This is a genomic window from Erwinia sp. SLM-02 (genome assembly GCF_037450285.1).
Classification (GTDB): domain Bacteria; phylum Pseudomonadota; class Gammaproteobacteria; order Enterobacterales; family Enterobacteriaceae; genus Erwinia.
Window position 1 is genome coordinate 2,763,466 of record NZ_JAQISN010000001.1, and the last position, 20,460, is coordinate 2,783,925.

Genomic DNA, 20,460 nt, shown 5'->3' on the forward strand with positions numbered 1-20,460 from the left:
AAACGGGCCGGATTATTCATCCGGCCCGCTGGCAAATACCGTTATCCGATCGCTGTCGCTTAGCTGGCTGCGGCAACGCCTGCCGCTTTAAACTCGGCCCACTGCGGTGAAACCTCACGCATCCGCGCAATCGACTTCACGATCAGGGCGATCGCATAGTCAATCTCTTCCACGGTGGTAAAACGGCCCAGCGAGAAGCGCAGGGAACTGTAGGCGAGATCGTCACTCAGGCCCATTGCACGCAGCACGTAGGAGGGTTCCAGGCTGGCCGAAGTGCAGGCCGAGCCGGAGGAAACGGCGAGATCTTTCAGCGCCATAATCAGCGATTCGCCATCCACATAGCCAAAGCTGACGTTAAGGATATTCTGCGCGCCGTTCTCAAACGAGCCGTTGAGATGTACCTGCTCAATCGCGCCGATCCCCGCCCAGAAGCGCGCGCGCAGAGAGGAAAGGCGCGCCATTTCTTCAGCCATCTCGGCCTTAGCAATACGATACGCTTCGCCCATGCCAACAATCTGATGCACCGGTAGCGTACCGGAACGCATGCCGCGTTCGTGCCCACCGCCGTGGATCTGCGCCTCAATACGCACCTTCGGCTTACGGCGAACGTACAGTGCACCAATGCCTTTGGGGCCATAAATTTTATGCGCGGAAACCGACATTAAATCGACGCTCAGCGTGTTGAGATCGATCGGCAGTTTGCCCACGCTTTGGGTGGCATCAACATGGAAAACGATCCCGCGGGAACGGCACAGTTCACCGATGGCGGCGATATTCTGAATCACACCGGTTTCGTTGTTAACGTGCATAATCGACACCAGCACCGTGTCATCACGCAGCGCGGATTCCAGCTGGGTAAGATCGATAACACCATCCGACTGCGGATTAAGCCAGGTCACGCTGTAGCCTTCGCGCTCAAGCTCGGCGCAGGTATCCAGCACGGCTTTATGTTCCGTGGTGCAGGTAACGATATGGCGGCCTTTATCCTGATTCGCCTCGGCCGCCCCTTTGATCGCCAGGTTATTGGCTTCGGTGGCACCGGAGGTAAACACGATTTCACGGGGGTCGGCACCGATCAGTTCGGCGACCTGATTGCGGGCAACATCAACGGCTTCTTCTGCCTGCCAGCCAAAACGGTGGGAGCGGGAGGCCGGATTACCGAAGGTTCCATCAAGGGTGAGGCACTGCATCATCTTCGCGGCAACGCGGGGGTCGGCCGGAGTGGTGGCGGAGTAATCGAGGTAAATCGGTAATTTCATTGCGAGTCAGGCTCCGTACAGGTTTTCCCTGAGCTTTCAGCCCGCTGTCACCGGGACGACAATCTGAAAGCTCAGGGATACATAATCTGCACGACGCTTAAAAGACTCGGTTAAATGAGGATCAGGCGCGCAGATTAACGTTAATGGTTTCGAGCACGCGACCGTTGGGTACGCGGCGAATTTCGTTACTGTTCTGGCGGTCGGCAACTTCCAGGATTTCCTGATTGTTAACCAGCTCGGCCAGGGTAATGTTGTTCAGGAAGTCGCTGATGCGTTCGCTCAGGTCGCGCCACAGTACGTGGGTCAGGCAACGCTCGCCGCCCTGGCAGCCTTCTTTGCCCTGGCATTTGGTGGCATCAACGGATTCGTCAACGGCAGTAATCACTGCACCAACCGCGATCGCATCAGAACCTTTACCCAGCAGATAACCGCCACCCGGACCACGTACGCTGGCAACCAGACCATGCTTGCGCAGACGAGAGAACAGCTGCTCAAGGTAAGAAAGGGAGATGCCCTGACGCTCTGAAATATCAGCTAAAGGTACCGGACCTTCGTGAGAGTGCAGTGCAACATCAAGCATAGCGGTAACAGCATAACGGCCTTTGGATGTCAGTCTCATGGCTTACGACCTCGGTTATAACCCTGGATGGGTGTTAACAAAATATGGACGCAAGTCTGCCATTCCCGAGTAAATTGGTCAAGTATTTAACCGAGTAAAACACTCAACTATTTAACCAAGTGTTTTACTCAAGTATTAAACATTTAATTTTAATGAGAAAAATCAGTTTTCCCGCTTTTTTTCAAGGGATGAAAGCATGCCGCGAAGGATGTTTAGCTCATCTTTTTCGGGCCGCGCACGGGTAAACAGACGACGCATTTTGCTCATAACCTGCCCCGGAGTCGCCTCGCGAATGAAGCCGCTGGCTACCATCATCTTCTCCATGTGCTGGTAAAAACGCTCAAGATCGTCCACCAGAGGATAAGGCGATTCGGTTACTCCGGCAGCATCGGTTTCCTGCGATTGCAGCCAGGCCATCCGTACCTCATAGGTAATCACCTGAACGGCCATCGCCAGGTTCAGCGAGCTGTATTCCGGGTTCGCGGCAATCGCCACGTGATAATGGCACTTCTGCAGCTCTTCGTTGGTCAGGCCAACGCGTTCGCGGCCAAAGACCAGTGCAACCGGTGCCTGCTGCCCCTCTTCCACGCTTTTCAGACCGCATTCGCGCGGGTCGAGCATCGGCCACGGCAGCGAACGGGAACGTGCGCTGGTGCCCACCACCAGGCCGCAGCCGGCAATCGCTTCATCAAAGGTATCGACGATGGTGGCATTGCCAATCACATCGCTGGCGCCGGCGGCCAGGGCGATGGCCTGCGAATCCGGTTTAACCAGCGGATTAACCAGATAAAGATTTGTTAAACCCATCGTTTTCATAGCGCGGGCAACGGAGCCCATATTGCCGGTGTGGGACGTTTCAACCAGTACGATTCGGATATTTTGCAGCATGAGAGTGTCAGGTGTGAGGAATAATTTAACGATGCTATCATATTTTCAGGACATTTGCCGTTCTCCCTGCTATAGTACGCGCCGTTTTATATCCAACTACGGCGGCGGCCACTAAGCGGCAGGCTGGCGGTAGTAAGAGATACCGTTCTTTAACATCCAGTGAGACGACACTACATGCATCCGATGCTCAACATCGCCGTGCGCGCTGCGCGCAAGGCCGGAAACGTAATTGCTAAGAACTATGAAACCCCGGACGCAGTCGAAGCCAGCCAGAAAGGCAGCAACGACTTCGTAACTAATGTTGACCGCGAAGCGGAACGCCAGATTATCGAGGTGATTCGCAAGTCTTACCCGAAACACACCATTATTACTGAAGAAAGTGGTGAGTTAGCCGGTGAAGACCAGGATATACAGTGGATTATCGACCCTCTGGATGGCACCACCAACTTCATCAAACGCCTGCCCCACTTCTCTGTTTCTATCGCCGTGCGCATCAAAGGCCGCACCGAAGTAGCGGTAGTTTATGACCCAATGCGTAATGAACTGTTCAGCGCCGTTCGCGGCCAGGGCGCACAGCTTAACGGCTATCGTCTGCGCGGCAGCACCGCTCGCGACCTGGATGGCACCATCCTGGCGACCGGTTTCCCGTTCAAGCTGAAACAGCACGCTACCCCGTATATCAACATCGTCGGCAAACTGTTTACCCAGTGTGCAGATTTCCGCCGTACCGGTTCCGCCGCGCTGGACCTGGCCTACACCGCGGCCGGCCGCGTTGACGGTTACTTTGAAATAGGCCTGAAGCCGTGGGATTTCGCCGCCGGTGAACTGCTGGTGCGTGAAGCCGGTGGTCTGGTTACCGATTTTGTTGGCGCACACGGTTACATGCTTTCAGGAAACATCGTTGCCGGTAACCCGCGCGTGGTGAAATCTATCCTGGCCAGCATTCGCGATGAGCTGAGTGAAGCGCTGAAGCGTTAATTTTACCCGTCTCACTAAGGCCGACCTGATGTCGGCCTTTTTTTATGCCTGAAGCTAGCGGGCAAACAGCGGACGGATCCCCCCGGAAATAGCGGGCTGCGCGCTCAGCCACAGCACGATCCCCGCCGCCAGCAGCAGTATGCCGCCGCTGAGCGCCAGGCAGTTCAGCGCCACCTTCTGCCACTCCGCCACCGGACGATCCCGGCTGAGGCGCAGCGCCAGTATCCGTGATATCTGCACCAGCAGCGCCATGCCGGAGACAGTCAGCGCCGTCCCCAGCGCCATCGCTATCGCCGACAGCACGCCCCAGCCGTACACGCCGATCACCTTTGAGAACAGCAGCATCATAATCGCCCCGGAACAGGGACGCATCCCCATCGACAGGACCACCAGACTTTTGGTTTTCCAGCCCACGACCGCCGCCAGCTGAGCACTGTCCGGTACGTGCTGATGCCCGCAGCCACAGCTTTCACTGTGCTGATGGCCGGCCGGCAGGATCCGCTGGATAGTCATGCCGCGCCCTTTGCCGGCCGCGCGCAGCGTAAGCAGCAGCCTCCGACCCGCGCGCCAGCACAGCCACAGACCCAGGCCTGCCACCAGCAGATAGCTGCTCTTCTCCAGCCAGTAGCTGCTGAGATGCATCTGCCGGGAAGAGAGTTTCAGCACCACCAGCATCACCGTCACCAGGGCAATCGCCACGCCGCCCTGCACCACCGCCGCCATCAGGGTTAACTGCAGGCTGGTTTTGACCCGCGTGGGGTGCGTGGCAAGGAAGGTGGCAATCACCACTTTGCCATGCCCGGGTCCAAGCGCATGAAGAATGCCGTACAGCAGGCTGAACCCCATCAGCGTCAGTCCTGCCCGGTGAGGATGGCTGGCAACCTGCTGCAGCAGCCCGGTCATCTGCTGGTGCAGATTTTTTTGCCACAGAACGCTTTGCAGCAGGATCTGCGGCCAGTATTGCCACACCAGCAGCGCACAGGCCAACAGCGCCGCTATCAGCAGATACAGCGGCCAGAACTGGCGCCAGCCGCGCGCAGGCGTCGGCAGGCTGTTTACTGACATGCCAGCGTCACCGTCTGAGCAAACTGACGGCCCAGATCCATCTCTTCCGCCGGTGCATCCGCTTTATCCAGCGACAGCGCATAGGCCTGCATCGAGGCATTGGGCTTTGGCGTTTTCAGCTCAAATTTGCACTCTTTCGCCAGCTCTTCGGGGATTTTCAAAGATTTTTCCGAGTCATAATACATATCAACAAAGTAGGTTGGGTCAAAGGTAGAGAAGACATAACGCTGGCCCTTAAGCGGCTGAGGATGCGCCAGCGGCATGATAAATTCCAGCACCGCCTGATGGCCCTGCCGGGACAGGTGATACTCCGTCGGCAGATTTTCAAACTTCACCGGCTGTTTCTGATGCCAGAACTCAGTGAAATAGTGCTGCCCCAGTACGTTAGCCATCACTTCAGCAGCCAGTTTCTTCCAGATTACCGAGTCGGGTTTGGCGTCCCCGGCATCGTACAGCAGGTCGGCTGAGGTAATTTCATCCATCACCCAGCGCATCTTTAAGCCGGTAATAGTGTCATCCTGATGGACCAGAGTGGTCTGCATATCGATAAAGCTGTGCGGATGCGACCATGCCGAAGGTACAGAACCCACCACGAGCACCAGCCCAACAATGTAACTGTTATAACGTAACAAATTCAACCCCATTTCAGGATTTCCCGATTATTTTTGTGACCTGCCTTTAAAAGCGCTGAATAAGTATAACTGCACTCTCCACAGCGGCGGTGAGTCAGGCTACGCTTAGTTAAATCAATGATGACCGGGAGCGCAGATGACGAGTGAGTACTCACCAGACACCTCTGTTTTTTCCCGTCAGCAACGGCGCTGCCATCTCATTCTGATGCTTTTCCTCCCTGAACCTGTGGTGACGCTGAAACTTTTCTGCCAGCTCAACGGCGTGGAAGAAGCGGTAGCCCGGCAAGATATAGCGGAGGTGACGCAGGAGATCCAGCGTTATCACCAGCTGATTATCGAGCAGGATCAACAGGGGACTTTACGGCTGAATGGCACGCAGCTCAATCAGCGGCTTTGTCTGCTGCACGGTTTGCGCCGGGCACTGCGGCTATCCCCTGATTTTGTCTGCCATTATTTTACCCCGAGAATCAAACAGCGCCTGCAGGAGTATGAGGTCAGCAAAGCCCTGTATGACGAGCATAATTTACAGGCGCTGATCCTGCACTGCTCCCGGCAGCTTATGCGGGAATTCAACGAACGCGATCGCCACTTTTTGCAGATTTACCTGCAGTATTCCCTCGCCCATGACGGCCTGGTGGATTTCAATCCTGAGCAGGCTCGCTGGCTGAGTGCCAAAACAGAGTATGCGCTGGCGCAGGAAATCCTCCACTGCTGGCATCGGCAGGGCTACCGGCAAACCTCTGCGGATGATGCCATTCCGCTGGCGCTGCTGTTCAGCCAGCTGCATATCCCCAGCGTCGGCCAGCCGGTCGGCGATCACGAAGCTCGTTTACTGGTGGCAATCAACCAGCTTATTCTGCGCTTTCAGCAGCTGTCGGGTATGCAGTTCAGCCGCCATGATGAACTGTGCGCCCAGCTTTTCAGCCATCTGGCACAGGCGCTGGAGCGCGTGCAGTTTGCGGTGGGGATTGACCATTCCCTGGTGGAGGACGTGGCGCGGCAATACCCCCGCCTGCTGCGGACAACGCGCGCCGCTCTGGTCGAGTTTGAGCAGCACTTCTCTCTACGATTCTCTGAAGAGGAGCTGGGGCTGATTGCCATTATCTTCGGTGCCTGGCTGATGCAGGAAAACGCCCTGCATGAAAAACAGGTGCTGCTGCTGACCGGTTACGACACCGAGCTGGAGCGCTGCGTCGAACAGCAGCTGCGCGAACTGACGCTGCTGCCGCTGAACATCAAATACCTGACGGTGGATGACTATCAGCGCAACAGTGCACCAAAGGGAATCTCACTGGTGATCACCCCGTATATCACCACGCTGCCGCTGTTTTCCCCTCCGCTGATCCATGCCGAACTGCCGCTGGGCGAACACCAGCAGCGCAGTATCCGGGCGCTGCTGGAATCCTGACTAGCGCACTTTTGGCCGCAGGAACAGGGCCGGAACCACCAGCAGCGCCATCACCCAGAAGACGCCGCCGTGCAGATGCTGATACAGCACGCCGCAAACCATGGTCATAATGGCAATACCGCCCCCCATCGCCAGGGCCGAGTAAAGGGACTGCAGGCGGATCACCTCTGCGCCCTCCCGGGAGGCAATAAAACGCATCGCCGCCAGGTGACAAACGGTGAAACTGCCGCAGTGAAGGATCTGCGCCACAATCAGCCATCCCAGATCGGTGGTGGTTGCCATCAGGCTCCAGCGAATAATGGCCGCAGCGCCCGAGAGCAGCAGCAGATCCCGGGCACGCCAGCGACGGAACAGCCGGTTGCTTGAGGCAAAAATGACGATTTCAGCCACCACGCCCAGCGACCACAGATAGCCCACCACGCTGGCCGAATAGCCCGCCTGCTGCCAGTAGATTGCGCTGAAGCCATAGTAGGCGGCATGCGCCCCCTGCATCAGCGTCACGCACAGCATAAAGCGCCAGACGGCATTCTCCCGCAGCATCTGCAGCCATACCCGCCATCCGGCGTGCGTGCCGTGCTTCGCCGTGCCCTGCGGCATCACCGCCGGTCGCAGCAGCATTCCGGCCAGCATCGCGCCGCAGCCTGCACACAGCAGCATCAGGATAGCCTGGTGGGAGAACTGATTGACCAGCACGCCGGTCAGCGCCGAGCTGATAACAAACGCCAGCGAGCCCCACAGCCGCACCGGCCCGTAAGGCAGCGCGATTTGCCGCTGCCAGGTCGCCGCCAGCGCATCGCTCAGCGGCACCAGCGGTGAGAACACCAGGTTAAAGCCCACCATCACCATCAGCAGCCAGAGCCACTGCGATCCGAAGCAGAAGCCCAGGGCAAACAGCAGGCTGAACAGCGCCAGCAGGCGCAGCGCATTGACCAGCTGAGAGGGATTGGTGACGCGGGAGGCAATCAGCAGGCTGCCGGTGAAGCGGGCAATCATGCCACAGCCCAGCAGCAGACCTATCTGTTCGGGCTTCATGCCGCTGCCTTCCAGCCACACTCCCCAGAAGGGCAGATAAACACCGTAGGCAAAGAAGTAAGTGAAGTAGCCCAGCCCCAGCCAGTACGTCGATCGTATCGTCATGTTCCATCCGACAGAATAAGTTTCGGCGGTACTCTACACCGTGCGGACAGATAAAAAAATAACGGGGCACTATGTGCCCCGTTATCTGTGCAACGGCTCGCAGTTAAGGAGCTGTCAGCGGATTATGCGTATACCGGGAAGCGTGCGCAGATATCCAGAACCTGCTTCTTCACGCGCTCGCTCACGCCTTCGTCATTGATATTGTCAAGAATATCGCTGATCCAGCCAGCCAGCTCGCGAACTTCAGCTTCTTTGAAGCCACGACGGGTGACGGCCGGAGAACCAATACGGATACCGGAAGTGACGAACGGGCTCTTAGGATCGTTAGGCACGCTGTTCTTGTTCACGGTGATGTTAGCACGGCCCAGCGCGGCGTCGGCTTCTTTACCGGTCAGGTTTTTATCAACCAGATCCAGCAGGAACAGGTGGTTATGGGTACCGCCGGAAACCACGTTATAGCCGCGCTCCAGGAACACTTCAACCATCGCCTTAGCGTTTTTAGCAACCTGCTGCTGGTAGGTTTTGAACTCTGGCTCCATCGCTTCTTTGAACGCCACCGCTTTACCGGCGATAACGTGCATCAGAGGACCACCCTGGCCGCCAGGGAAGACCGCGGAGTTCAGTTTCTTGTACAGATCTTCGTCGCCGCCCTGCGCCAGGATCAGACCACCACGTGGACCCGCCAGGGTTTTGTGGGTGGTAGAGGTGACGATATGCGCATGAGGAACCGGGTTAGGGTAAACGTCGGCCGCGATCAGACCCGCAACGTGGGCCATATCAACGAACAGGTAAGCGCCAACGCTGTCAGCGATTTCACGCATTTTAGCCCAGTCGCACACGCCGGAGTAGGCAGAGAAGCCGCCTACGATCATTTTTGGCTGATGCTGTTTAGCCAGTTCGGCCAGCTCGTTGTAGTCAATTTTGCCGGTTTCGTCGATACCGTAAGGGATCACGTTATACAGCTTACCGGACAGGTTTACCGGTGAACCGTGAGTCAGGTGGCCACCGTGCGCCAGGTTCATACCGAGGATGGTGTCACCCGGCTGCAGCAGCGCGGTATAAACCGCGAAGTTCGCCTGCGAACCCGAGTGCGGCTGCACGTTGGCATAGTCAGCACCGAACAGCGCTTTCGCACGATCGATAGCCAGCTGCTCAACGATATCCACGTACTCACAGCCGCCGTAGTAGCGTTTACCCGGATACCCTTCGGCATATTTGTTAGTCAGCTGGGATCCCTGAGCCTGCATTACACGTGGGCTGGTATAGTTTTCTGAAGCAATCAGTTCGATGTGCTCTTCCTGACGCACTTTCTCCTGCTCCATCGCCTGCCATAAATCGGCATCGTAATCGGCAATATTCATATCACGCTTTAACATCTGCATCTCCTGACTCAACTGACTTTTAATAAGGAACTTGGGGGTGTTGGGCAACAGTTTAAACTGTTACCCAGCCGTTGAATAGCACCACGACCGCCTTTTTGCGCAAACGATTGGCTTCAGAGCCAGCAAGGCTTAGATATGGATTTTGCAAGCGGTTGATCGTGGAGTTTTCTTCATCATCATGCTGCAGCTTATTCATTAAGCCCTTTTCATCCGCACGGATAAATAACCCTGAAGCCTGAAGGAGTATTTACAATGCCCTCAGGCGTCAATGAGATGCATTTAAAATACTTGTTATAAGATCAGGGGGTTTACCATGTTAGATAATCAAACCATTGCCACCGTCAAATCGACTATTCCCGCGATCCTCGAACTCGGACCACGTCTGACTGCCCACTTTTACGATCGAATGTTCAGCCACAACCCTGAGCTGAAGGATATTTTCAATATGAGCAATCAGCGCAACGGCCACCAGCGGGAAGCGCTGTTTAATGCCGTCTGCGCCTATGCCAGCAATATCGACAATCTGGCCGCCCTCGGCCCGGCCGTTGAAAAAATCGCCCAGAAACATACCAGCTTTGCTATCCGCCCTGAGCAATACAATATTGTGGGTACGCATTTGCTGGCCAGCATTGATGAGATGCTGCATCCCGGCGCTGAGGTGCTGGAGGCCTGGGAAAAAGCCTATGGCGTGCTGGCGGGTATTTTCATTCAGCGTGAAGAACAGATTTACGAGCAGTCTGAGCATAAGACCGGGGGCTGGAGGGGAACGCGTGAATTCGTCATCAGCGAGATCGCCCCACAAAGCTCAGTGATCAAGAGCTTTGTGCTGACCCCCGCCGACGGCCAGCCGGTGGCCGGGTATCGCGCCGGGCAGTATCTTGCCCTGTGGGTTGACGATCCCTCTTTTGAAAACAAAGAGATCCGCCAGTATTCGCTGACCCGCTCTCCCAACGGTAAAAACTATCGCCTTGCCATACGCCATGAAGAGGGCGGAACGATGTCCAGCTGGCTGCATCAGCAGAAGGTGGGGACGCATCTGCGCGCTGCGCCACCGGCGGGCGATTTCTTCCTTGATGTGAAGCCGGAAACGCCGGTTACGCTGATTTCTGCCGGCGTGGGGCTGACACCGATGCTGGCGATGCTGCATCAGCTGGCGGAGAACCGACACCCGTCGACGGTACAGTGGTTCCACGCCGCCGATAATGGCAACACGCACGCATTTGCCGATGAAGTGACGAAAACCGGAAGCGGCCTGGCGCGGTTCTCGCAGCATATCTGGTACAGCCATCCTCGCGGGCAGGATAAAGGCAAATTCAACACCCATGGGCTGATTGACCTGCTGCCGCTGGAGTCTCAGCTCAGCGATCCGGCGATGCAGTATTATCTTTGCGGGCCGGTGGGCTTTATGGAGACGGTGGAGCAGCAGCTGCAGGAACTGGGCATCGCGCATGACCGCATTCATTATGAAGTTTTTGGCCCGCACAAAGCGCTGTAAGCAGCAACGCTGCCGACCGTAACGCAGAAATGAACAGGGCCTGAATATTCAGGCCCTGTTTGGCGCGTGAAGGGCAGCGATTAAATCGCCTCTTCGTCCTCTTCACCGGTGCGGATACGCACAACGCGCGCCACATCAAACACGAAGATTTTCCCGTCGCCGATTTTACCGGTCTGCGCGGTGTTCATGATGGTATCGACACAGGTATCAACAATGTCATCCGCCACAACAATCTCAATTTTTACCTTAGGTAAAAAGTCGACCATGTACTCGGCACCGCGGTACAGCTCGGTGTGCCCTTTCTGACGACCAAAACCTTTCACTTCCGTTACCGTCATACCGGTGATGCCGACTTCCGCCAGCGCTTCGCGCACGTCATCCAGTTTGAACGGCTTAATAATTGCATCGATCTTTTTCATAGCAGACCCTTATTTCTCCCTCCGGTATCGGACGGGTAATCAACGATTAACTTCACCGGACAGGTCACGCGGCGCGGTCTGTCTCTTTTTTCAGGCAGCTAAACTACCATAATTGATAGTGAAAACGGCACTGAAAATTACTCTTTAAAATCGGCAGCATCCAGTTCATGCCGCGACAGCAGCTTATAAAATTCGGTGCGATTGCGCCCCGCCATTCGGGCGGCATTGGTCACGTTGCCTTTGGTCATCTGCAGCAGCTTGCGCAGATAGTTAAGCTCAAACTGATTACGCGCCTCCGCAAACGTCGGCAGCGCGGTATTTTCTCCGGCCAGCGCCTGCTCAACCAGCGCTTCACCGATCACCGGCGCCGACGTCAGCGCCACGCACTGCTCAATCACATTCACCAGCTGGCGCACGTTCCCCGGCCAGCTGGCGGCCATCAGGCGGTGCATGGCATCGCTGGAGAAACTGCGGACAAACGGCTTGTGCCGCGCGGCCGACTGCTTGAGTAGATGATTGGCCAGCAGCGGTATATCTTCAGCCCGTTCATGCAGGGCCGGGATTTTCAGATTGACCACATTTAAACGATAGAACAGATCTTCGCGAAACTCTTTTTTCTCCATCGCTTTTGGCAGGTCGCGGTGGGTGGCGGAGATAATACGCACGTCAATGTCCAGATCGCGATTGCTGCCCAGCGGGCGGACTTTACGCTCCTGCAGCACGCGCAGCAGTTTTACCTGCAGCGCCGGGGGCATATCGCCGATTTCGTCCAGAAATAATGTCCCCCCTTCCGCGGCCTGGAACAGCCCTTCCCGGCTGCTTACCGCACCGGTAAAGGCCCCTTTCGCATGACCAAACAGTTCGGATTCCAGCAGCTGTTCCGGCAGCGCGCCGCAGTTGATGGCGATAAACGCTTTGCCCGCACGCGGGCTGGCGGCGTGGATCGCCTGTGCCAGGATCTCCTTCCCCGTCCCGCTCTGACCATTGATCAACACGCTGACGTCCGAATGCGCCACCATGCGTGCCTGTTCCAGCAGGCGCAGCATCAGCGGGCTGCGGGTTACGATATTTTCGCTCCACGCTTCGTCGGCGTTGGGTGCGCGGTGCGCCAGCGCTTCATCAATGGCCTTATACAGCGCATCGCGATCTACCGGTTTGGTCAGGAAACTGAAAACGCCCTGCTGCGTCGCGGCGACGGCATCGGGGATGGAACCGTGGGCGGTCAGAATGATCACCGGCATACCGGGGTGGCGTTTCTGGATTTCGGCAAACAGTGCCATCCCATCCATTTCGTCCATACGCAGGTCGCTGATCGCCAGATCGATAGTTTCACGATCCAGCACCCGCAGCGCTTCCGGCCCGCTTTCAGCGGTGGTGACGGCAAAACCCTCACTGCTGAGGCGCATGCCGAGAAGTTTAAGCAGGCTGGGATCGTCATCCACCAGCAGCAGGCGGGCTGATTTTTTCATCATGGCGTGGCATCGTCCTCTGATTTAGTGTCGGGTATTGTTGCCTCATCCGGCGCGGATTTATCCGCTGCGTGGCTGCTGTCAGACGCATCAGGCGAACGCCGTGATGAGAGCTGACGCTCAATATCGGTCAGGGAATCCAGCTTGCGGCGGGTTACCGCCAGTTCCTGATTCAGCGCGATCTCCTGCTGGCGGAGTGCATCAAGCTGCGCATCGCTGGTCTGCTGCAGGGTGGCGTAGCGCGTGCGCTCCGCTGACAGCTGCAGCAGCGATCCCTGCCCTTCCCGCCACATAGCCAGCAGCGGGCGAACGGCGGCAGGATAGTCGTAGCCGTAGTCATCAAGACGCTGCAGGTACTGACGGCGTTCCATCGGCGTGACGTTACCGTTACTCAGCAGAACGGCCTGTTTAAAACGGCTCTGCCAGTTATCCGCCGGCCAGCGGCGTGCTTCGGCGCGGGCATCGGCAGGCGACAGGCGCTGGGCACAGTCCATCGCCCGCAGCCAGTAAAGCGGATTATTGACTACCAGCCCGGTATTAAAGGCCCAGATCTGCCCGCAGGATACCGTCTGGAAATCCACAACGTGGTGTTCGGATTCGCTGAGGGAATCGTGCGTCAGACTGCTGCTTTTTTCCGGCACCTGGCTACAGCCCAGTACCAGTGAAACCAGCAGTGACACCGCAGCGAGTTTGCCGGTTCGATCCAGAGACAACAGAGCAGATAAAGGTGAAAAGCGCATGACTAGTCATTCCCGGCGGTGGTATTTAATTCGATACGAAAGCAGACATCCGCTTCCTTACTGTCAACCAGCTGTAAATCGCCCTGCAGACGCTGCAGGCAATCCCTGGCGATGCTCAACCCCAGCCCACTGCCTTTGACCGCCCCCTTTCGCTGCATGTTGCCCTGAAAGAAGGGTTCGAAGATCATTGCCCGCTCTGCGGCCGGGATGGGCGTGCCGGTATTGGCAACTTCAATGATTGCCCGGTCCCCCTGCTGGCGGCTGCGGACCCAGATCTGGCCTGATTCTGCGCCGTAGTGTACAGCATTGGAATAGAGATTATCGATCGCCCGCAGCAACAACGTGGGTTCAGCCCGACAGCTTGCAAGCTGAAGATCGATGTTGGTATGCATCATCTTGGCGCGAGCGGTCAGATTGTGGCTGGCAACCAGCGTTTCTACCAGCGGGGCCAGCGGCACATCTTCGAGCGGTAGCGGGCCATCGGCCAGCCGGCGGTTATATTCCAGCAGCTGTTCAATCAGCGTTTGCAGGCGGCGGCTGCTGTCATTAAGAATGCTGACCACCTCTTTCTGGTCCGCGGTTAACGGGCCAGCTATCTGATCGGCCAGCAGTTCCGTCCCTTCGCGCATGCTGGCCAGTGGCGTTTTCAGCTCGTGAGAGATGTGGCGCAGGAATTCATGGCGCTGAGACTCAAGCCAGGTCAGGCGCTCGCTCAGCCACAGAATACGCTGCCCGAGGGAGCGTATTTCTCGCGGCCCTTTAAACATCAGGTCCTGCTCAAGGTGCTGCCCTTCGCCCAGGCGGTTAATCATCCGCTCAACGGCTTTGACCGGCCCGATGATCATACGGGTAAACAGCACCACCAGCCCGAGGCTGAGCAGGAACAGCGTCAGAGCCTGCCAGCCAAAGTACTGGCCCCGATCGGCAATTTCACGCTGCAGCTGTAAACCACGCGAGAACACCACTTCACGGGTGGTCTGCACCAGCTGCGCATTGGCGGAGGAGAATGCCTCCAGCTGTTCGGCGGCCGCTTTTACCGGCGTGCTGTTGTCGCATTTTATCTGGCTTAACTGAGTCAGACTTTGACGCAGCGCCTGGTAGGTGCGGATGTCCGGTAGCACCGGCGCGTGGGCATCGAGCATTTGCGAATAGCGGCTGTGCTGGGTTTGATACAGCTTTTGCAGCATCGGGTTATCCAGTACGCAGTACTGACGGTAGCTGCGCTCCAGTTCCAGCGCGGTACGCGCCATCGCCTCACTGCGCCGCACATCGGTCAGGGTGGTGCGGTTGGTATCCGCCGCACGGTCGCTCAGCGCAGACAGGCTTTCCCAGGCCTGCCATGCCAGCACCAGCAGCGGCAACAGCACCAGTAAAAACGCCATCAGCACCAGCTGACGCAGGGATCGTGGAAACAGACGCCATTTCTTCACGGAAGGATCTCTTGTTCAGGTTATCTGTGATGCTAGCGGAGAGTGGGCGACGAGGAAAGCGAAGCGATGAAATGAAAATGGCCGGTTCACTGAACCGGCCATTGGGCGACGCTGCAGGTGAGCAGCGAGGCTGAATAGGTGGAGCCTAACTCAACGTTGCGTCCGATGTTTGATAACGTCACAGAGTGAACGATTATCGGTGGGGTGGACGACAGGCTCCGTTTTGTGCGTCATTCTGGGCGTTATGGGCACTTGACCGCTTGCGCAGGGCTGTCATAACCAGGTGAATGAGCCGCTGAATAGATTATAGCAATCATCGTGCCAGTTTTACAATTCATGTTTTAACTTATTATAAAACGGTGATTTTTAGGGTGGAGCTAAGTTTTATTGTGGACCATTTTGACCAGTCGGTCCGGCGAAGTGTCGCTGAAAAGTAACACTTTTGGCGATGTGCGAAACGTGCCATCTAAATCAATGAGTTAAATGTCGCCGTTTGGAGACAGTGATTTGGGGCGATTGTCGGGGAAATGCAACAGAGGGAGATGGGGATAGCGGCGGCGCTGGTTAATGGGGTGCAGAAGGCTTAGGTGCTGGTGATTATGATGCTGACGATCTCGGGGCAGGCGCGAACGGGGTGGGGCTGGGAAACGGGCGGGTCCTCGCGCCACGCGTTGCGTGGTGCCTTCTCTTCAGTCGGGAGCCTTTGCGGACCGCCGCAGACGGGGCGTCCTGCCCCGGCTGCGCCTTTTGCTATCGAAGTCGCTGCTTAACAGATCGTCTTTCGACATTCTGATGAAACCTGTGCGCATTTTACGATTGGCTTTATTAAACGACTTATCATCAAATTCCGTTCGCTGGACTTTCTGACAGAATGGCATTCAGGCTTCGTAGCAGACGATGAGCATCGGTTATCTTTTCAATACCAGTGAACAAATCCAACTCGGACAAAGAGACAGAAACCGGCAGAGACACCCACTAGCCATTCAGCTAATGAAAGCGAAATCAACTTGCCGACCAGGTTAATACTCATGACTAACCCCGTCTCAATTCAGATAAGAAGCGACGGCGATTTCTGGAAGAGGGCCAGCCTGGGCAGCTGCCGGGCAATCCGCAGCGCTGAGGTGCAGGCAGCGGGACCGGAGAGACCGGCAGGGATGCCGGGCTCAGGCGCGGCGCGGGCAGGACGCCCGCTCCACGCCGATCCGCAAGGCCCGATGCCGAAACCGAAGGCACCGCAAAGCGGCGCGAGGACCGCCCGGCAGCTGCCCAGGCTGGCCCTCGTTCACCGTAACGCCAGCAACGCCAGCAACGCCAGCAACGCCAGCAACGCCAGCAACGCCAGCAACGCCAGCAACGCCAGCAACGCCAGATATTCCAGCACAGCCCGTAATCATGCCACCAGCCCCAGTACCGGAAATTTCACTAAAAAAAAGCCACCATCCCAAAGGATAGTGGCTTTTTCAAACCTGCCATTAGCCCGCTGATTTACAGCAGGCTACTCACACAGATATCAGCCCAGCTGCTTACGCGCATTGCGGAAGATACGCATCCACGGGCTGTCCTCGCCCCACTCTTCCGGGTGCCAGGAGTTGCTGACGGTACGGAACACGCGCTCCGGATGCGGCATCATAATCGTTACGCGACCGCTTTCGTTCGTCACTGCCGTAATCCCGTTTGGAGAACCGTTCGGGTTCGCAGGATACTGCTGGGTCACGTTGCCGAAGTTATCGACAAAGCGCAGCGCCACCAGACCTTTCTGCTCAAGCTGTGCCAGGTGCGCATCGCTACGCACTTCAACAAAGCCTTCACCGTGCGAAACCGCAATCGGCATACGGGAACCAACCATGCCGTCCAGCAGCAGTGACGGGCTGGCCGCCACTTCGACCAGGCTGAAGCGCGCTTCAAAACGCTCGGACTGGTTGCGCACAAAGCGTGGCCACTCTTCGCTACCCGGGATCAGCTCGCGCAGATTAGACATCATCTGGCAGCCGTTACAAACGCCCAGCGCCAGCGTCTGCGGACGGTGGAAGAAGGTTTCGAACTCGTCACGCACGCGGCTGTTGAACAGAATCGATTTTGCCCAGCCTTCACCCGCACCCAGCACATCGCCGTAGGAGAAGCCGCCGCAGGCAACCAGAGCCTGGACGTCGGTCAGACCGCGACGGCCCGCCAGCAGATCGCTCATATGCACGTCAACCGCGTCAAAACCGGCACGATGGAAGGCAGCCGCCATCTCAACGTGGGAGTTAACGCCCTGCTCACGCAGTACGGCAACCTTTGGACGCGCGCCGGTGGCGATAAACGGTGCGGCGATATCCTCTTCCGGCTTGAAGGTCAGTTTGACGTTCAGGCCCGGATCGCTGTTGTCTTTCTTGGCTTCGTGTTCCTGGTCGGCACAGGCCGGGTTATCGCGCAGGCGCTGCATCTGCCAGGTGGTTTCTGCCCACCAGGTACGCAGCGTGGTACGGCTTTCGCTGTACACCGCAGAATCACCGGAGGTAATCACAAAACGGTCGCCCTCGACCGCACGGCCCAGCACGTGAACGCACTCGGCCAGTCCGTTGGCAGCAAACACCTGCTCAACCGCGGCGCAGTCTGCGGCAGCAACCTGAATAACCGCACCCAGCTCTTCGTTAAACAGCGCAGCCAGGCTGTCGCTGCCCAGCGCGGCAATGTCTGCCTCAACGCCGCAGTGGCCGGTAAAGGCCATCTCCGCCAGCGTGACCAGCAGGCCGCCGTCTGAACGGTCGTGGTAAGCCAGCAGTTTGTCATCGGCCACCAGCGTCTGGATGGCATTCCAGAATCCGGCCAGCTGTTTCGCATCGCGCACATCGGCAGGTTTGTCACCCAGCTGACGATAAACCTGGGACAGCGCCGTTGCGCCCAGCGCGTTAACGCCGTTACCAAGGTCAATCAGCAGCAGGCGGTTATCCACGGTTTGCAGCTGTGGCGTGGCGGTTTTGCGCACGTCTTCCACGCGGGCAAAGGCGGTGATCACCAGCGACAGCGGAGAGGTCATCTCGCGCTGCTCGCTGCCTTCCTGCCAGCGGGTTTTCATCGACATGGAGTCTTTGCCCACCGGGATAGTGATACCCAGCGCCGGGCACAGCTCTTCGCCGACCGCTTTCACCGCTTCATACAGGCCCGCATCTTCACCCGGGTGACCGGCTGCGGCCATCCAGTTAGCGGAGAGTTTAATACGCGTCAGCGGACCAATCTGGGTCGCGGCGATATTGGTCAGTGCTTCACCCACGGCCAGACGACCGGATGCCGCGAAGTCCAGCAGTGCCACCGGGGCACGTTCGCCCAGCGCCATTGCTTCACCGTAGTAGCTGTCGAGGCTGGCGGTGGTGATCGCGCTGTTGGCGACCGGGATCTGCCACGGTCCCACCATCTGATCGCGCGCCACCATGCCGGTGACGGAGCGGTCACCGATAGTCACGAGGAAGGTCTTCTCCGCAACGGTCGGCAGGTGCAGGACGCGGTTTACCGCATCGGCAATGGAAATGTTGTCGCGAACCAGCGCGTCGCCTTTCGCTTTAAGGGTAGCAACATCGCGGGTCATTTTTGGCGTTTTGCCCAGCAGCACGTCCAGCGGCAGATCGATTGGCGTGTTGTCGAAATGAGTATCGGCCAGCGACAGGTGCATCTCTTCGGTAGCTTCCCCGATTACCGCATACGGAGCGCGTTCGCGTTTGCACAGCTCGTCAAACAGCGCGACGCTTTCCGGCGCGACCGCCAGAACGTAACGTTCCTGGGATTCGTTACACCAGACTTCCAGCGGGCTCATGCCCGGTTCGTCATTCAGGATATCGCGCAGATTGAAACGACCACCGCGCTCACCGTCGCTGACCAGCTCCGGCATGGCGTTGGACAGGCCGCCCGCGCCGACGTCGTGGATAAACAGAATCGGGTTCGCTTCACCCATCTGCCAGCAGCGGTCGATCACTTCCTGGCAGCGGCGTTCCATTTCCGGGTTATCGCGCTGTACCGAAGCGAAGTCCAGATCGGCATCCGACTGTCCGGAAGCCATCGAGGAGGCTGCTCCGCCGCCAAGGCCGATATTCATCGCCGGGCCACCCAGTACGATCAGTTTGGCACCGACGGTGATTTCGCCTTTCTGCACGTGATCGGCGCGGATGTTACCAATACCACCGGCCAGCATGATCGGCTTGTGGTAGCCGCGCAGCTCTTCGCCATTGTGGCTATTGACGCGCTCTTCATAGGTACGGAAGTAGCCGTTCAGCGCCGGGCGACCAAATTCGTTGTTAAACGCCGCGCCACCCAGTGGGCCTTCGGTCATGATATCCAGCGCGGTCACGATGCGATCCGGCTTGCCGAAATCTTCTTCCCACGGCTGTTCAAAGCCCGGGATGCGCAGGTTTGACACGGAGAAACCGACCAGGCCGGCTTTCGGCTTCGCGCCGCGCCCGGTGGCGCCTTCATCACGGATTTCACCACCGGAACCGGTCGCCGCACCCGGCCACGGCGAAATCGCCGTCGGGTGGTTGTGCGTTTCAACCTTCATCAGGATGTGCGTGTCTTCCTGGTGGAAGTCATACGCGCCCTGGCGGTCAGCGTAGAAGCGGCCAACCTGAGAACCTTCCATCACCGCGGCATTGTCTTTATAGGCAGACAGCACGTGGTCCGGGGTTTTCTCGAAGGTGTTTTTGATCATCTTGAACAGCGACTTTGGCTGCTGCTCACCGTCAATCACCCAGTCGGCGTTGAAAATTTTGTGACGGCAGTGCTCTGAGTTTGCCTGGGCAAACATGTAGAGCTCGATGTCGTTCGGGTTGCGCCCCAGTTTTTCAAACGCGGCCAGCAGGTAGTCGATCTCATCCTCGGCGAGTGCCAGACCCAGCTTGATATTAGCCTGAACCAGCGCATCACGACCTTCACCCAGCACGTCCACGCTCTGAACCGGCGCGGGCTGATGGTGTGCGAACAGCTGCTCGGCCTGATTCAGGTCCGTAAACACGGTTTCCATCATGCGATCGTGCAGCAGAGCGGCCAGCGCGCCCCACTGTGCATCGGTCAGCTGTGGCGCCTGAATATAGAAGGCCAGGCCGCGCTCAAGGCGCAGAACCTGAGGCAGGTCGCAGTTGTGGGCGATATCGGTCGCTTTGGATGACCACGGGGAGATCGTGCCGGGACGCGGGGTCACCAGCAGCAGGCGGCCTTCCGGGGTATGCTCAGCGAGAGAAGGACCGTATTTCAGCAGGCGCTGCAGACGCGCTTTCGCATCCGCATCAAGCGGTGCGCTGACATCGGCGAAATGGACGTACTCGGCGTAAATATCACTCACCGGCAGGTGAGCGTCCTGAAAGCGGGTCAGCAGTTTGTTAATACGAAATGCCGACAGGGCGGGCGAACCACGCAGAATTTCCATCATTAAAGATCTCTCGTCTCGAAGCGCCGGGCGACGCTTCATTGGGCGCAACAGGGAAAACGGGCGCTATTATAGAGAATCCCCACCGGTTACGAAACCGTTTGCGCAGAATTAATCGACATCCAGAATTGGCTGAAAATCACACGA

18 protein-coding genes are annotated in these 20,460 nt (G+C 57.6%); 5 read left to right on the forward strand and 13 right to left on the reverse strand.

All coding sequences use genetic code 11. The features are described 5' to 3' along the window. Positions 1–59: 59 nt before the first annotated feature. The 3 genes from PGH32_RS12705 to trmJ all read right to left on the reverse strand — a co-directional run bounded on the left by PGH32_RS12705 (position 60) and on the right by trmJ (position 2,766). Complete coding sequence (locus tag PGH32_RS12705; RefSeq protein WP_337894191.1) at positions 60–1,259, reverse strand: IscS subfamily cysteine desulfurase; 1,200 nt, start codon at positions 1,257–1,259, stop codon at positions 60–62. Positions 1,260–1,380: 121 nt separating this feature from the next. Continuing rightward, on the reverse strand, positions 1,381–1,878 hold the full coding sequence (iscR, locus tag PGH32_RS12710; protein WP_123336820.1) for a Fe-S cluster assembly transcriptional regulator IscR: 498 nt from the start codon (positions 1,876–1,878) through the stop codon (positions 1,381–1,383). Between the two features lie 162 nt (positions 1,879–2,040). Further along, entirely contained in the window at positions 2,041–2,766 is a 726-nt protein-coding gene (trmJ, locus tag PGH32_RS12715) for a tRNA (cytosine(32)/uridine(32)-2'-O)-methyltransferase TrmJ (protein WP_314422828.1), read from the reverse strand. A 174-nt stretch (positions 2,767–2,940) separates the two neighbouring features. On the opposite strand from trmJ, the gene suhB reads away from it, so the two are divergent. After that, positions 2,941–3,744: an inositol-1-monophosphatase gene (suhB, locus tag PGH32_RS12720; protein ID WP_123336824.1), complete on the forward strand. Its 804-nt coding sequence runs from the start codon at positions 2,941–2,943 to the stop codon at positions 3,742–3,744. A 54-nt stretch (positions 3,745–3,798) separates the two neighbouring features. Here the strand turns inward: suhB and PGH32_RS12725 are convergent, their stop codons facing one another. Together PGH32_RS12725 and PGH32_RS12730 are read right to left on the reverse strand one after the other, a co-directional pair. Then, positions 3,799–4,809 carry a nickel/cobalt transporter gene (locus tag PGH32_RS12725; RefSeq protein WP_337894192.1) on the reverse strand — a complete coding sequence of 337 codons (1,011 nt, stop codon included), beginning with the start codon at positions 4,807–4,809 and terminating at the stop codon, positions 3,799–3,801. After that, positions 4,800–5,441, reverse strand: a complete 642-nt coding sequence (locus tag PGH32_RS12730; RefSeq protein WP_443112756.1) for a DUF1007 family protein — start codon at positions 5,439–5,441, stop codon at positions 4,800–4,802. The genes PGH32_RS12725 and PGH32_RS12730 overlap by 10 nt, the downstream gene beginning before the upstream one ends. 136 nt (positions 5,442–5,577) lie before the next feature. On the opposite strand from PGH32_RS12730, the gene csiE reads away from it, so the two are divergent. After that, on the forward strand, positions 5,578–6,849 hold the full coding sequence (gene csiE / locus PGH32_RS12735; protein ID WP_337894194.1) for a stationary phase inducible protein CsiE: 1,272 nt from the start codon (positions 5,578–5,580) through the stop codon (positions 6,847–6,849). On the opposite strand, the gene PGH32_RS12740 is transcribed toward csiE, so the two are convergent. After that, on the reverse strand, positions 6,850–7,986 hold the full coding sequence (locus tag PGH32_RS12740) for a 3-phenylpropionate MFS transporter (RefSeq protein ID WP_337894195.1): 1,137 nt from the start codon (positions 7,984–7,986) through the stop codon (positions 6,850–6,852). A 122-nt stretch (positions 7,987–8,108) separates the two neighbouring features. Further along, positions 8,109–9,362 carry a serine hydroxymethyltransferase gene (gene glyA / locus PGH32_RS12745; protein WP_314422812.1) on the reverse strand — a complete coding sequence of 418 codons (1,254 nt, stop codon included), beginning with the start codon at positions 9,360–9,362 and terminating at the stop codon, positions 8,109–8,111. 9 nt (positions 9,363–9,371) lie between these two features. On the opposite strand from glyA, the gene PGH32_RS24705 reads away from it, so the two are divergent. Next, the gene (locus tag PGH32_RS24705) at positions 9,372–9,443 is read left to right on the forward strand and encodes a hypothetical protein (RefSeq protein WP_370348342.1); all 72 of its coding nucleotides are present in this window, start codon (positions 9,372–9,374) and stop codon (positions 9,441–9,443) included. Here the strand turns inward: PGH32_RS24705 and PGH32_RS12750 are convergent. Beyond that, the gene (locus tag PGH32_RS12750; protein WP_314422808.1) at positions 9,421–9,564 is read right to left on the reverse strand and encodes a hypothetical protein; all 144 of its coding nucleotides are present in this window, start codon (positions 9,562–9,564) and stop codon (positions 9,421–9,423) included. The two genes, PGH32_RS24705 and PGH32_RS12750, sit on opposite strands and share 23 nt — an antisense overlap. 117 nt (positions 9,565–9,681) lie before the next feature. On the opposite strand from PGH32_RS12750, the gene hmpA reads away from it, so the two are divergent. Further along, positions 9,682–10,863, forward strand: a complete 1,182-nt coding sequence (hmpA, locus tag PGH32_RS12755) for an NO-inducible flavohemoprotein (RefSeq protein WP_337894196.1) — start codon at positions 9,682–9,684, stop codon at positions 10,861–10,863. A gap of 80 nt (positions 10,864–10,943) precedes the next feature. Here hmpA and glnB read toward each other — a convergent pair whose 3' ends face one another. The 4 genes from glnB to PGH32_RS12775 form a co-directional block, all read right to left on the reverse strand. After that, complete coding sequence (gene glnB / locus PGH32_RS12760) at positions 10,944–11,282, reverse strand: nitrogen regulatory protein P-II (RefSeq protein WP_056238873.1); 339 nt, start codon at positions 11,280–11,282, stop codon at positions 10,944–10,946. Positions 11,283–11,419: 137 nt separating this feature from the next. Further along, positions 11,420–12,754 (reverse strand): two-component system response regulator GlrR, encoded by a 1,335-nt coding sequence (gene glrR / locus PGH32_RS12765; protein WP_314422799.1) that lies wholly within the window; start codon positions 12,752–12,754, stop codon positions 11,420–11,422. Further along, positions 12,751–13,491 carry a two-component system QseEF-associated lipoprotein QseG gene (qseG, locus tag PGH32_RS12770; protein WP_337894198.1) on the reverse strand — a complete coding sequence of 247 codons (741 nt, stop codon included), beginning with the start codon at positions 13,489–13,491 and terminating at the stop codon, positions 12,751–12,753. The genes glrR and qseG overlap by 4 nt, the downstream gene beginning before the upstream one ends. Before the next feature lie 2 nt (positions 13,492–13,493). Next, positions 13,494–14,921, reverse strand: a complete 1,428-nt coding sequence (locus PGH32_RS12775; RefSeq protein ID WP_314422793.1) for a sensor histidine kinase — start codon at positions 14,919–14,921, stop codon at positions 13,494–13,496. A 1,028-nt stretch (positions 14,922–15,949) separates the two neighbouring features. Here PGH32_RS12775 and PGH32_RS12780 point away from each other — a divergent pair. After that, on the forward strand, positions 15,950–16,405 hold the full coding sequence (locus PGH32_RS12780) for a hypothetical protein (RefSeq protein ID WP_337894199.1): 456 nt from the start codon (positions 15,950–15,952) through the stop codon (positions 16,403–16,405). Positions 16,406–16,431: 26 nt separating this feature from the next. On the opposite strand, the gene purL is transcribed toward PGH32_RS12780, so the two are convergent. Next, positions 16,432–20,316, reverse strand: coding sequence for a phosphoribosylformylglycinamidine synthase (purL, locus tag PGH32_RS12785; protein ID WP_314422790.1), 3,885 nt, complete (start codon positions 20,314–20,316; stop codon positions 16,432–16,434). Between the last annotated feature and the right edge of the window lie 144 nt (positions 20,317–20,460).